Here is a 13,569-nt window from a genome sequence, read left to right on the forward strand (position 1 = left end):
GCACGTTCTTGCTTAATTATGGATGTGAGCAAGCATACGACACCATGAAGTACAGGCCGGTATCCGGGCTTACTCACCAATACCGATAAAGTAATGGCTCTTTTGCCTTCCCATCTAGTGGCGTCTAAATGCGCTGTAGCGCGTTAACGTATAAAAGACAGTGGCGAATGAAAAGAAAACGACAATGCGTTGAGTTTACCGTTGCGGGGGCAGCATCAGATTTTCACTGATTTCCCGTTTAACTCTTGTCACTTAGGTTGTTTTAAAGCGCGACAAAAGCACCTACACAGCGCGATTATATAGAACTTAAAAAGTGATAGCGAATACGGTTTCTTATACCTTACGCTTTTTCGTAACCCGCATACGGTTATTGAACTAGGGTCATCGAAAAAGCGTTTTTCAGCAGTAAGGCAGAAGGCTCAGTACCCCAATTTTAGCGGAGGCTCCTGTAGTGCGGATAGCTGCTCTTTAAGGGCAAGTATTTGGCCTTCCCAATATTTGTCTTCAGCAAACCAAGGGAACGCACGAGGGAACGCGGGGTCTTCCCAGCGACGAGAAAGCCAAGCCATGTAATGCACCATGCGCATTGCCCGAAGAGGTTCGATAAGGGGAAGTTGTGCTGAATCAAACGAGTGAAATTCCTCGTAAGCTTCAACTAAGGTATCAAGCTGTAACAGTTGTTGCTGACGGTCGCCGCTTAACATCATCCATAAGTCTTGGATCGCAGGCCCCATGCGGCAATCGTCTAAATCAACGAAGGTTGGGCCATCGCGCCATAGTATATTGCCTGGGTGGCAGTCGCCGTGAAGACGAATGCTTGATGTTGGCTTGTAAACTTTTTTAGTTGCCTCTATTACAGGCTCGAGTATGGCGAAGAACGCCGTTTTTAAATGCTCAGGTAGCAGCGTACTTTGCAATAGAACCTGCTTGGGCTCATTCAGGTAGCTTTCAATATTAATTGAAGGGCGATGAGTAAACCCTTTAGCTGAGGCAACGCGGTGGATACGACCAATGAAACGCCCCATCCATTCGAGCTGGTCAAGGTTGTCATTCTCGAATTGTCTGCCGCCTACTGAAGGAAATAGCGCAAATCGATAGTCAGTTTCTGCCTCTGTGTGATGATGCAGCGTGTTACCGTTTAAAACGATAGGTGCAGCCAATGGAATTTCGTTATCCATAAGTTCAGCGGCAAACTCGTGCTCTTCAAGAATTTGCGCGTCTGTCCATCGACCTGGGCGATAGAATTTTGCCACATAGCGCTGACCATCTTCAGCCAAAAATTGATAAACGCGGTTTTCATAGCTGTTAAGCGCTAGTAGGCCGCTTTGAAGAAAAATGCCCTGGCTTTCCAGGGCATCTAATATGGTGTCTGGGCTAAGCCCAGAGAAAGAAAAATCTGTCATCGATAAAGGAATTTAGTTGGTTCATCAACAGTAACCGTTTCCCCATCAATTGTGGTGGTTACACTGATAAAAATATCGGTAACCGTATCTTCCAGATTATAAGCGTCCGTTGCAACTGAAATCGGTGTACTGTAAACCGCACCACCTTTAACTGTCACTTCTTGCTCGCCTATGTATTCATAGTCAGGAAGACCTTTTACAGCAATGGTATACTTTTGCTCTTGCTGGGTTTTGTTGAGCACTTTAATGGTATATACGTTTTCAATAAGCCCTTCATTGGTCTCGCGGTACAATGAGTTTCTATCGCGGATGATGTCGACTTCGGTTGGACTGCGCATCCAAATATTGGCAAACAACAAACCCGTCATAACCAAAAGAACGACAAAGTAGCCAATTAGCTTAGGACGAAAAACGTGAGTCTTGCCGCCCGCGAGCTCTTCTTCTGAGGTAAAGCTTATCAAGCCTTTTGGATAGCCCATTTTATCCATAACGCCGTTACAGGCATCAACACAGGCACCGCAGTTGATGCATTCGTATTGAAGGCCGTTGCGAATATCAATTCCAGTTGGGCAGACTTGAACACACAAATTACAGTCGATGCAGTCACCTAAGCCTTTTTCCTGTACCTGTTCGTGACTGAGCTTTCGAGGGCGTGGGCCGCGTTGTTCGCCACGTTTTGCATCGTAAGATACGGTGAAAGTATCTTTGTCGAACATGGCAGATTGGAATCGTGCATAAGGACAAATGTGCGTGCACATAATTTCACGCATATAGCCTGCATTTCCGTAAGTACAAACTGCAAAAAAGATAACCGAGAAACCCGCCCAGAAGCTGGTGTCAAATGTCACGAAGTCAACAAACAGGGCATCGATGGGGGTGAAGTAGCCAACAAAGGTTAGCGCAGTTAATAGTGCTACCAAAACCCAAGCAGTATGCTTTGCCGTTTTACGCAAAAATTTGTCAGTATCCATTTTGCGCGCATCAAGGGCTATACGCTTGTTTCGTGGGCCTTCGAACTTTTCTTCAAACCAAGTGTATATATATACCCATGTAGTTTGTGGGCACATAAAGCCACACCACACTCTGCCAGCGAAGGTAGTGACAAAAAACAAAGCGAAAGCGGAAACAATAAATATATAAGCCAGTAAGGTAAGGTCTTGAGGCCACAAAGTAAGAGAGAAAATAGTAAAACGTTGTTCGCCAATATCAAGTAATACTGCCTGATGGCCGTTGTACTGAATCCACGGAATAATGGCAAAAAGAGCTAAAAAGAAAAGACCAAAGAAACGCCTAAACGTTTCCAAAGGGCCCTTTACGGCGCGCACATAAATACGGCTACGGGAATCGTGTCGTTTACCCTCTGTGGCTCCTTTGGGCTTATGTACTTTTACCGGTGTAACGTTTTTGACCGGTATTTGTTCATTCATAGCTTAACCTTATGTGACGTAACAAACTGCCTGTGCAGTATAACTGCGTTCAACACGTCATATTTAATATAGATCAATAATGCGGCGTATGGTCTACCTTTTTAAACTTTCAGTCAATACTGAAAGTTCAGAAAGTAACATGGGTAGGTAGTTATTTTTCTTTGGCTTTAAGACATTTTGTAAATTTCTGCATACAGCGACATAGCTAACGGGCAGAAAATTGAGTAAATGGTAGGCCCGAAAAATTGTTGGTTGAAAAAGTATACAAGTTATACCTTAGTATAAACTATTGTGTTTACAGCAAGTTAGATAACACACTACCATGAAGCGCAATTATATGGCCAATAAGTATCCAAATCATGTACAGTGAACCTTGTTGTAATACAAATTAGTAAAGCATTTATTAGGTACATTGTTGGTGAAAGGTGCACAAAGTAGGCGCCACTCGTTGTAAACCCCTATCAAAGTTAGCTGAGAAGTTATGTTACGGTTCTTTATTATCGCTGCGGAAATTATTGTTTTGGTAATAGTGCTGCGCTCTCCTTTTGTTCAGTATCTATTTGAAGATATCCAAAACTCTGTTTCTGACTGGCTGGTGACCATTGCTACGCTTCCAGAGCGAAAAGAATTACGTAGTTTGCAAGATAAAATAAATATTGAATTAAGCCCTTTAAAACCTTATCAGCAAAGTTACGTCAAACAAATTACTGCCGATGCTGCGAGCGTAAAACGCTTCCATCACATTTATTGTGAAAACGACGATATAAACCCTAACTTTACGGGAACTAAACGCGCAAAACTGTGCCTAATTGTTAAGCAGTCTCCGGTTATGCAAGTTTCAAAGTGACATTAGCGTTTTACGTAAGAAAAAGTTGAACCTAAAACTTTTCTAATGTTTTTTTGATTAATAACTTTCCCAACGCTTGCTAACTTAAGGTTAAACGACTGAATTTAGGAGCATGAAAGTGAATAAACTACGAACTTTTTCTTGTTTAAGTTGCGCCGCAGCCGTAGGGGCTCTTGTTGTTTTTGCGCCAACTCAAGCCGCTGAGGTAGAGATAACATGGGAAGAGCCAGAGTCTTACAGTGACGTCAGGCCAGCCAATGAATCTCGTAAACGCTTTCGTGAGCGAACCTTAAAAGACTTGGAAGAGCACATTACGGAATTAGCAAGCGACTTACCCGAATCACAGGTTCTATCGATGACAGTGACAAACGTTGATTTGGCCGGTCAAGTTTGGCCTAGCCAGTTTGTAGGTTTTGGCAGCGGGGCTGGCAGCGATGTGCGAATAATCAAACGCATTGATATTCCAAGAATGACGTTTAGTTACTCGCTATCTAATTCTGATGGTCAGGTCATTTTAAGCGGTGAAGATGTGAAGCTTAAAGACATGGACTTTATGGAATCGAATATTCGTCACAACCGCACTGAGTCATTGTCGTACGAGAAGGCCATGCTTAACGACTGGTTTGCTGATACGTTCTCCACGCAAGTTGCGGCAAACGATTAAAACATTCCATTAAAAAGTGACTAGTCCTGAAATAGGTTGACACTTATTTCGGTTAAAACGCCCGATGTATTTCATCGGGCGTTTTGTATTTAAGGGCCAGATGTGGCCGCCTACCATTATAGATTGCTACTGACTCTGCAACCATTTTTCTCGCTTCTTCTAAATCTCTTGGCTTATGGAGTAAGTATTCATTTTTAAGGATACCGTTTATCCGTTCTGCAAGGGCGTTTTGATAGCAGTCGTAGCCATCTGTCATTGAGCACTGTACATCATGTTTTCTATGGAGTTTTTGATACTCTTCTGAGCAATACTGTATACCTCTGTCAGAATGATGTACGAGCTTTTCGTTCGTACTTTTTTGTTTAAGCGCTTGAGTAAATGCTTGCTTTACTGACTGCGTTCGCATGTTATCGTCAACCTGATAGCCCACAATCTTCCTTGAGTAAGCATCTGTAATGAGACTCACATAACTCTCTCCACTTCGCGTCGGTAAGTACGTGATATCCGCTACCCATAGCTGATTGGGTTTATCGGCTTTTAACCCCGCTTTAATGAGGTTGGGATGACAGCGGAACCGATGATGACTATTCGTTGTTTTGTGATAGGCACGCTTTGTCGGGACCAGTAGACGCCTTTCTCTTAGTAAATTAAAGAGATGATCCCTACCAATATCTATTTTTACGAGCGCAAGAAGATACTGTAGTTTCCTAGTACCGATACGAGGCTGAATCATTCGCTCCTGACGTACGAATTGAATGACCCTAGCCTCATGCGCTTCGCGCTTGAGTGAGCGAGCGCAGTGTTGGTAGTAAGCCTGACGAGAAATCTTCAGATAACGACAAGCTTTGGCTACGGAAACCCCGTCTATCACTTTTTCCTGGATGACTTTCTTTTGCGCTTTTTTACAACGCTTACTCCATAATCAGTTTCAAGAACATTCACGACGGCTTCAAAGAAATCAGCTTTCATTTTCGTATCAGCAAGCTCTTTCTCCAGAGCTTTAATACGCTGTTCTGGAGTGAGCTCTATTTTGGACTTATCCACGCAGTTACCTCGTTTAAGAAGCTTAGGTGTACCATCCGTCCAATTTAGACGACCATGCTTACGAAGCCAAACTAAAACCGTTGAACACCCCTGAATTCCGTAGTGGTCTTGTGCTTGTTTATATGTGAATTCGCCTTTTTCAACTTGGTCTACAACGGCCAGTTTAAAAGCGAGGGAATAATCGCGTTGCGTTCTTTTGCTATTTGATTTCATTACACTCTCCAAATTAAGTTTGAAAAGTGTCAACGTTATTTAGGATGGGTCAAAGGCAATAAAAAAGGTCACGTGTGGTGACCTTTTTTGTGTTCTTAGCCCAACTTTATTGGGCTAACAAAGCGTATGTTGCTTACAGGTAATCAAACTCATTACCCGAAATAGCGAGTGTGCTTTCTGGGCCAGCTTTGTAAGCGGCTTTATGCGCGTCACGGCGTACTAAAATGCGTTCCATATAGAAGTCACGAGTCTTCATCTTAGAAGCAGCAAGTACCGCATTGCCCGAGATTTGGGCTTTGTCTGCCATGCTGTACCACAGTACACCAATAAGTGAGTAAGCACTGTAAGCGAGATAGTCGCAAGCGGCGGAAGCTGCGGTTGTCGCATCCATCCCTAAACAGTCTGCTGAAGATGCGCGCCAGTCATCAAGAATACCTTGTGCTAGGCCTTTCGCTTCACTGTCTTGAATGTCGCTAACTAATGCACTAAACGCTTTATAAGTAGCTTCCATCATTTGTCCGCCATCGCGGGTAAGCTTACGACCGATAAGGTCTAGTGCCTGTATACCGTTTGTTCCTTCGTACAGCATTGCAATGCGCACATCGCGCATAAGTTGCTCCATACCCCACTCACGAATAAAACCGTGACCACCGAAAACCTGAACACCCAAGCTGGTGGTTTCAAGGCCCATATCGGTCATAAAAGCTTTACAGATAGGGGTTAAAAACTGAAGTATTTTGTCGGCATCTTCTTTTTCTTGGCCCTCACCAAGCTTTTCTACATCCATAAATTTAGCGTAGAAAAGTGAAAGTGCACGGCATCCTTCAATCAATGATTTCTGCGTAAGTAACATACGCGCTACGTCAGGTTGAAATACGATTGGGTCTGCTTTGCCGTCTGGGTTTTGGATACCCTGAGGTGCGCGAGACTGCACACGTTCACGGGCGTAGGTTAGCGCGCCTTGGTACGATGCTTCTGCCGCACCTAAGCCCTGAAGACCTACCTGGAAGCGGGCGTCGTTCATCATAGTGAACATGCATGCAAGGCCTTGGTTTTCTTCACCGACAAGGTAACCTGTTGCGCCGTCGAAGTTCATCACACAGGTTGGGCTGGCCTTGATCCCCATTTTGTGTTCAATGCTTCCTACAGAAAGGCTGTTTGCCTCGCCAGGCTCATTGCTAGCATCTGGAAGGAACTTAGGTACTAAGAACAGACTTATGCCCTTAACACCTTTTGGTGCGTCAGGTAGTCGAGCAAGAACAAGGTGAATAACGTTCGAACTCCAGTCGTGATCACCGGCAGTGATGAAGATTTTATTACCCGTTACTTTATAGCTGCCGTCGCCTTGTGGCTCAGCTTTGGTGCTAAGCAAGCTCAAATCTGTTCCCGCGTGAGGTTCGGTCAGGTTCATGGTACCTGTCCACTCACCGCTGATTAGCTTAGCAAGATAAATATCCTTTAATTCTTTACTGGCGTGTTTGGTAACCGCAAGTGTGGCGCTCTCTGTAAGCATTGTAGTTAAGCGCCAGCTTAAATTCGCTGCGTTTAACATTTCGTGAACCGGCACAGCCATGGTGTATGGCAAGTCTTGCCCGTCGTACTCGGCAGTGCCTAACATGGCATTCCAACCGTTCGCAACGTATTCTTGATAAGCATCTGCAAAGCCTTTAGGCGTGGTAATTTTACCGTCTTCAAGCTTACAGCCTTCTTCATCACCTTCACGATTGAGTGGGGCAACGACATCTAGAGCAAACTTTGCGCCTTGCGCAATAATTTCATTGGCCAGTTCGCTATCAAAGTCGCTGATACCGAGCTTTTCGTAGTGAGCATCAAGTCCAAGCCAGTCTTTTAATAAGAACTGAAAATCAGTTGTAGGGGCGTGGTACAGAGGCATGGATGACTCCTTTTTCAAACAAGTGTTTTAATTTTGCCTATTATAGTCACAAAAAGCGTAGTCCGAATAGTCCGTTAAAGGAAAGTTAATAATAAATTTGGATGATGTGGCAATGAAAGCATCCCATGAAAATGCTAGTGATGATGCCTTGAGCGTCACTGCTGATATAGAATGGCGAACACAAATGCTAAGCTCGCTTGCAATTCACATTCTCACTGGCATGCTTAGCCTACATTGAAGTAACACATACGCACCAGCAACACGGTACATAAAGACATGAATTCAGATAGCGCGAAGAAAAACCTTGAACATAGTAGTAATGAAGCGCGGGCCCCGGTTTGTATAGTCACAGGTGGAAGCTTGGGTATCGGTTTCGCGGTATGCAAGTTGTTTAGCGAAAATGGCTATCAAGTGGTTAACTTAGATATAAGAAACTTTGAGCAAGCTGTGACTAACGCTATTTGGAAGCCTTGTGATGTAAGCGTGGTAAGTAACATTAAGACTGCAATCGATGAAGTTATGACGGCTTATCAACGCATAGACGCGTTAGTGTGTAATGCTGGTATCCACGTGTCTGCAACTATTGAGGATACCGACGAAGCCTTGCTTGATAAGGTGCTTAGTCTTAACGTTAAAGGCGCCTATGGCGCAATTAAATCATGCTTGCCTACGATGAAAAAGCAGGGGAGTGGAGCTATTGTGGTGATGGGATCTGATCAGTCTTTTGTAGGAAAGCGAAACTCCTTTGCCTACGGGGTAAGTAAAGGTGCGCTGGCGTCTATCGCAAAAACCACGGCACTTGATTATGCCCCATATAACATTCGCGTTAACGCGGTATGCCCAGGCACCATTGAAACCCCTTTATTTCATAACGCGATTGACAATTACGTTGCTCGCTCAGGCGCAATTAAAAGCGATGTGGTAGCCGAAGAAGCTGCAGCCCAGCCTATTGGGCGATTAGGTCAGCCAGAGGATGTAGCGGAACTGACCTATTTTTTATGTAGCGATAAGGCGTCTTTCATCACGGGAAGTTTGTATGCTGTGGATGGGGGCTATACGGCTCAATAAGAGGCACAGAAAGCGCTGCTCAATAGTGAGAGCGAAATAGCGCTACAGCAAATAAGCGATGTAAAAAACGCTACACGCAGTGCACAAATTCAGGGTTAAAGAATAAAAAATGGTTCAGCATTCACAAACGTGGGTAGACCCTCATGTCCATCTTTTTGCGTTAGATGAAGGTCAGTACAATTGGCTAAAACCCACTAATGCGCCTTTTTGGGCTGATAAGAAAAATATTGCCAAAAATACCACAGAGACGATGCTTCATTGCGCATCTTTAGGTCAGCTTTGTGGGTTTGTGCATATTGAAGCTGGCTACGATAACAGTAGACCGTGGCGAGAAATTGCCTTTCTAGAGCGTCATTGTACACTGCCATTTCGCTCGGTTGGTTGCATAGATTTAGCTGGAAACAGCGTTGGCAGTCATATTGATAAGCTAGGGCTGTATTCCTCTGTATCAGGCCTTCGCCATATTTTAGATGATGAGGCTGAAACGCTTTTGCGCGCCCCTAAAGTAAAGTGGGCGCTTGGTCACATGGCTACTAAAGGCTTGTCTTTTGATGCTCAGTTTAATATTGCAGATAGTAGTGCCGTAGTTGCATTACTTAACGTATTAGAACAAAACCCAGCTTTGAAAGTAGCAATTAACCACGCCGCTCTTGCGCCACTTGATAAAAACAGCTTGGCGTTTAGAACGTGGCGACAAAATACTCGAGTCTTGAATGAAACCGGGCAGGTTGCGTTTAAGTTTTCAGGGTTAGAAATGCAAGAGCGGAGGTGGCACTGGCAGCGAGCCAACTATATTTTTGAAACCTTATTGGACACAGTTGGCACAAATCAAATCATGTTTGCGAGCAACTTCCCGTTGTGCCAGTGGCGAATGGCTTATGCTGAGCTTTGGCATGGGTTCTCAGATATGATAACGCCGCTTTCTGAAACTCAAAAAGCGGCGCTGTTGTCTATAAACGCCAAGCAATGGTACGACATCGCTTAAGCGCCAGCCGGAAACTAGCCTCATAGCTTATTCCGGCGCTGTCGAGCTCTCCAGGTACTTTGTGTAAAGGTCGTGCAAACGTACAAGAGGCCGGTATGTAAGTTTGCTATTTAAGTTCCGTTACCGTCATGTGTGGCGAGCGGTAAACCACCTCATCGTTTAGGTCGATACCAATTCCCGGCGTGTCAGGCGCTTCTATAAAGCCGTTAACTGGCTGAGGGTCTTGAATACAAAGCTCACGGTTCCAATCTTTGATGGCATAGGTGTGATGCTCGTGAATTAAAAAGTTTGGAATAGCCGTTTCTAAATGCAAACTTGCCGCCGTAGCAACTGGGCCGCCGCAAACATGAGCCTGAATGCGTACATCGTAAATATCCGCATAATCACATACCTTCTTCGCTTCTGTAAAACCACCGCAAAGGCCAACATCAGGTTGAAGTACATCAAGAGACTGGTCTTCAAGGTACGGGCGTACGTCCCAGCGGTGATACAAGCGTTCACCGCCCGCAATCGGCACGTTGACGTTCTTCGCCACTTTGTCGTGAAGTTTAGAGTTAAGGTAATTAACCGGCTCTTCGTAATACAAACAGCCAATTTCTTCTACGATATCGCCGAGCTGAATGGCCGTTGATGCACCTAACAAGCTGTGACATTCAAAGATAATGTCACCATCTTCGCCCATGGTGTCTCTAATTGCCTGAAGGCGAGCTTTGAAAAGTTTAAGCTCGGGCTTAGTAAACAGCTTAGTTCTGTCAAAGTGAGTGTTGCCGTCTTTGTCGTAAACGATAGGGTCAACTTTTACCGCGTCGTAACCGTCTTTCAGCGCTTTTTCAGTGGCGCGAGCATAATCTGCTGGGTCGTTAAGTTTGGTGACTTCTTTATCCCAGTCAAACTGTAGCTGGCTGGCATAACTACGAAGTTTGCCATTCGTTTTACCACCAAGTAGTTCATAAACAGGCAAACCAAGTGCTTTGCCTTTAATATCCCAAAGCGCGGTATCAATCGCGCTCATCGCGGCATAAATTACCGGTCCGCCGCCTAATCCCCAAAAGCCCTCGCGCAGCATTCTCGACCAAAGCAGCTCAGTGTGGAAAGGGTTAAAGCCAATTAGCATGGCTTCGGCAATTTCCTTTATCATATGCGCTGCGGCGCTATGGCCCCAGTCATAAGCAAGCCCTGCTTCACCTACGCCAGTAATGCCTTCATCAGTGTAAACACGTACAAAAACAGGGTTCCACTGTGGGCGTTTAGGGCATTCGATATCAAAAATTTCTACTTTGGTGACTTTCATGTGTTAAAACAATTCCTGTTTAAAATGAGTTGGCGTTTAGCTAAATAGGCTCAATTATTCGCAAAAACTTGGATCTAATTTATAGGCTTTGCGCAACATAGCAGGCCATGCTTTTTGACCGCCAGTCTCGCCGCTGTGAACAACATTTGCCTGAGCATATATACCATCAATAATGCTTTGCGGTATTTCGATAACTGATTCGTTAGATTGCATTAATGCAAGCTGGATTTCGCACGCACGCTGTAAATCGTAAAAGCGCATAAAGGCGTCGCCAACGGTTGGACCAAGGGTTAAACCGCCATGGTTAGGCAAAAGCATGTGGTTCGTATCGCCAAGATCGTCTTGCAAACGCTTCTTTTCGCTATCGTCTACGGCCAAGCCTTCATAGCTGTGATAAGAAAGCGAAGGAAGCGAAAACATTGAATACTGACTCCACGGCTTCAATCCGCCTTTCACCGAAGCTACGGAAATGGTAGCTAATGTATGTAGGTGGATAACGCATTGAGCGTCGTGGCGCACTTCGTGAATTGCACTGTGAATAGTGAATCCGGCTGGGTTAATCCCATAGGGTGTGTCGTCCAATATATTGCCGTCTAAGTCGACTTTTACCAAGTTAGAAGCCGTAACTTCATCGAAAGTAAGCCCAAAGGCATTAACAAGATAATGGTCTGTGCCCGGTACCTTGGCGGAAATGTGGGTATAGATAAGATCGCCCCATCGCATATCTGCTACTAATCGATAGCACGCCGCCAAATCTACACGGGTTTGCCATTCTTGTTCAGATACTTTGCCTTTTAAGCTTAATGTTGGCAGTGAAAACAAGCCACTTCTCCTGTTTATTCAGTTGGAACAATTTACCAATCCCAGACACAATGAACAATGCTTTGTCAGTGCTGCTTTATAACGAATTGGGTATAGCCATCGCGCAAGGGAATAAGATCATCGGCATAACGCAATGCATCATGGTCGAGCATAAATGGGTCTGCTTTAACGAGTCTGACAACTTCTATCTTTGCCCACGGTGGTGCATCGAAAGTGTTGGGAAGCTTTTCAATGCCTGCATCTATATGACAGCCGAATATGACCAAACCATTAGCTGTCGTTGATAGGTATTCTTTAACTTCTACATTAAAACCTGTTTCCTCCCACGTTTCTCTATGGGCTGTGCAGGCAAGTGATTCACCTTCAACCAGCCCTCCGCCAGGGAAGTCTAATTTGCCTGACAGGCGGTGCTTTACCAGTAACACTTTCCCTTCAGTTTTTATTAAACAGGCCGCGCCAACGGGGGAAGCTTGAGCGTTAATCTCGGCGTGAACATTCTTAGATAACAGCGCATCTGAAATACGGCACATTGGGGAACTAGGCGTTGTCGGTGAACATGCGAAAAGCGTTAAAACAGCGAATATAGCTGATAAGCGAAATAAGATGACCATTGATTTGGGTAAAATACTCTAGCGGGTGTTTGCGATTGTTGTAATAGCAATCAATATTATCAAGCAGACTCTACGCAAAAATAAAAATAACACAACTAACAATAATAACGCGGTACACAAAAAGATGTTTGGGAAAGTTTGCGCTTACATAAAGCGAACTTTGTGTACTGAAGTATTCGTTGAGTTTTTAAAAAAGCTCAGGCTCAACGCAATGCTATTTTACCAATAGGAAAGGTTATGTCTTCACGATTCTCGTTATCGCCCTTAGTACTTGGCGTGTTGTTGCTTGCTGGTGTTGTGGCATATTTAAATATGCCACAAGAAGAGAGTAAAGCAAGCGCTGGCGCTAGAGCCACACCAGTAAAAACAGCAGTCGTTTCGTCGCAGGCATTTCCTATCACTATCGAGTCGCTCGGCACAGCTACCGCTAACGAATCTGTGAATATTACCGCTCAAGTTACTGATACGGTAAAAACAATAAATTTCGATGATGGCGATAAAGTTGTAGAAGGCGAGCTTTTGGTGCAGCTTAACAACACTGAAGAGCGTGCTAGAGTAGAAGAGCTAAAAGCTAACATTGATGAGGCTAAACGCCAGTTTACCCGCATAGCCGACTTGCGTCAGTCGAATGCTACTTCTGAACAGCTTCTTGATGAGCAGCAAGCCCGTGTAAAAGCATTACAAGCTCAGTTAGATGTCGCGTTAGCTCAGCTTAACGACTTGCAAGTCCGCGCGCCATTTAATGGACTGCTAGGCAACCGAGAAATCAGTATCGGTTCTCTTATTCAGCCAGGCGACTCTATCACCACGTTAGATGATATTAGCCAAATCAAAGTTGATTTTAGTATCGCTGAAAACCACCTGGCTAGCGTTGCTAAAGGGCAATTGGTAAGTGCGTCGTCAGTCGCTTATCCTGGAGAAGAGTTTACAGGAAAAATTACCAATATTGATACGCGCTTAGACCCCATTAGCCGCTCCATCCGCGTGCGCGCAACTATTGATAACCAAGACAGTCGTCTACGCCCAGGTATGCTGCTAACCGTTGTGGTAGAAAAACGTGTACTTAGTGCTTTAGTCTTGCCAGAAAAGGCACTGGTGCCAGTGCAAGACAAGCAGTTTGTTTATGTGGTTAAAGATAATGTTGCACATCAAACTGAGGTGGAAATTGGTGAGCGTCGACCCGGGCAAGTGCAAATTATCAGCGGTTTAAGTGAAGGAGATGAAGTAATAACCGAAGGGACACTTCGCGTACGTGACCAATCTCCGGTTAATGTATTAAACCGCTAGGGAGTATACAGTT

The 13,569-nt window shown here is 44.6% G+C and carries 12 protein-coding genes and 1 riboswitch; of the genes, 5 read left to right on the plus strand and 7 right to left on the minus strand.

Annotation, left to right across the window (positions count from 1 at the left end):
- Positions 1-37: 37 nt before the first annotated feature.
- A riboswitch (cobalamin riboswitch) is annotated at positions 38-301 on the minus strand.
- A gap of 118 nt (positions 302-419) precedes the next feature.
- Both PCAR9_RS03105 and ccoG read right to left on the minus strand, forming a co-directional pair.
- Complete coding sequence (locus PCAR9_RS03105; RefSeq protein ID WP_179982359.1) at positions 420-1,403, minus strand: serine/threonine protein kinase; 984 nt, start codon at positions 1,401-1,403, stop codon at positions 420-422.
- Positions 1,400-2,830, minus strand: coding sequence for a cytochrome c oxidase accessory protein CcoG (ccoG, locus tag PCAR9_RS03110; RefSeq protein ID WP_179982360.1), 1,431 nt, complete (start codon positions 2,828-2,830; stop codon positions 1,400-1,402). Before ccoG ends, PCAR9_RS03105 begins: the two co-directional genes overlap by 4 nt.
- Positions 2,831-3,311: 481 nt before the next feature.
- Here ccoG and PCAR9_RS03115 point away from each other — a divergent pair, with 481 nt between their 5' ends.
- Together PCAR9_RS03115 and PCAR9_RS03120 are read left to right on the plus strand one after the other, a co-directional pair.
- Positions 3,312-3,677 carry a hypothetical protein gene (locus tag PCAR9_RS03115; RefSeq protein ID WP_179982361.1) on the plus strand — a complete coding sequence of 122 codons (366 nt, stop codon included), beginning with the start codon at positions 3,312-3,314 and terminating at the stop codon, positions 3,675-3,677.
- A 118-nt stretch (positions 3,678-3,795) separates the two neighbouring features.
- On the plus strand, positions 3,796-4,341 hold the full coding sequence (locus PCAR9_RS03120; protein WP_179982362.1) for a DUF3016 domain-containing protein: 546 nt from the start codon (positions 3,796-3,798) through the stop codon (positions 4,339-4,341).
- A 52-nt stretch (positions 4,342-4,393) separates the two neighbouring features.
- On the opposite strand, the gene PCAR9_RS03125 is transcribed toward PCAR9_RS03120, so the two are convergent.
- A protein-coding gene (locus PCAR9_RS03125) for an IS3 family transposase (RefSeq protein WP_179982363.1) occupies positions 4,394-5,598 on the minus strand; the annotation gives its coding sequence in 2 pieces (ribosomal slippage) (positions 4,394-5,226 and positions 5,226-5,598; 1,206 coding nt in all).
- A 133-nt stretch (positions 5,599-5,731) separates the two neighbouring features.
- A complete protein-coding gene (locus PCAR9_RS03130; protein WP_179982364.1) occupies positions 5,732-7,492 on the minus strand; it encodes an acyl-CoA dehydrogenase family protein in 1,761 nt (586 codons plus the stop codon).
- 276 nt (positions 7,493-7,768) lie between these two features.
- Between PCAR9_RS03130 and PCAR9_RS03135 the strand changes: the two genes are divergently transcribed.
- Both PCAR9_RS03135 and PCAR9_RS03140 read left to right on the plus strand, forming a co-directional pair.
- Complete coding sequence (locus PCAR9_RS03135; protein WP_179982365.1) at positions 7,769-8,560, plus strand: SDR family NAD(P)-dependent oxidoreductase; 792 nt, start codon at positions 7,769-7,771, stop codon at positions 8,558-8,560.
- 109 nt (positions 8,561-8,669) lie between these two features.
- On the plus strand, positions 8,670-9,545 hold the full coding sequence (locus tag PCAR9_RS03140) for an amidohydrolase family protein (protein ID WP_179982366.1): 876 nt from the start codon (positions 8,670-8,672) through the stop codon (positions 9,543-9,545).
- 106 nt (positions 9,546-9,651) lie between these two features.
- Here the strand turns inward: PCAR9_RS03140 and PCAR9_RS03145 are convergent, their stop codons facing one another.
- The 3 genes from PCAR9_RS03145 to PCAR9_RS03155 all read right to left on the minus strand — a co-directional run bounded on the left by PCAR9_RS03145 (position 9,652) and on the right by PCAR9_RS03155 (position 12,188).
- Entirely contained in the window at positions 9,652-10,836 is a 1,185-nt protein-coding gene (locus PCAR9_RS03145; RefSeq protein WP_179982367.1) for a mandelate racemase/muconate lactonizing enzyme family protein, read from the minus strand.
- Positions 10,837-10,890: 54 nt separating this feature from the next.
- The gene (locus PCAR9_RS03150) at positions 10,891-11,658 is read right to left on the minus strand and encodes a class II aldolase/adducin family protein (RefSeq protein ID WP_179982368.1); all 768 of its coding nucleotides are present in this window, start codon (positions 11,656-11,658) and stop codon (positions 10,891-10,893) included.
- A gap of 65 nt (positions 11,659-11,723) precedes the next feature.
- Positions 11,724-12,188, minus strand: coding sequence for an NUDIX hydrolase (locus PCAR9_RS03155; RefSeq protein ID WP_232091106.1), 465 nt, complete (start codon positions 12,186-12,188; stop codon positions 11,724-11,726).
- 318 nt (positions 12,189-12,506) lie between these two features.
- On the opposite strand from PCAR9_RS03155, the gene PCAR9_RS03160 reads away from it, so the two are divergent.
- A complete protein-coding gene (locus tag PCAR9_RS03160; protein ID WP_179982370.1) occupies positions 12,507-13,556 on the plus strand; it encodes an efflux RND transporter periplasmic adaptor subunit in 1,050 nt (349 codons plus the stop codon).
- Positions 13,557-13,569: the final 13 nt, after the last annotated feature.

It is taken from the genome of Alteromonas macleodii (assembly GCF_903772925.1).
GTDB classification, from domain to species: Bacteria; Pseudomonadota; Gammaproteobacteria; order Enterobacterales; family Alteromonadaceae; genus Alteromonas; species Alteromonas macleodii_A.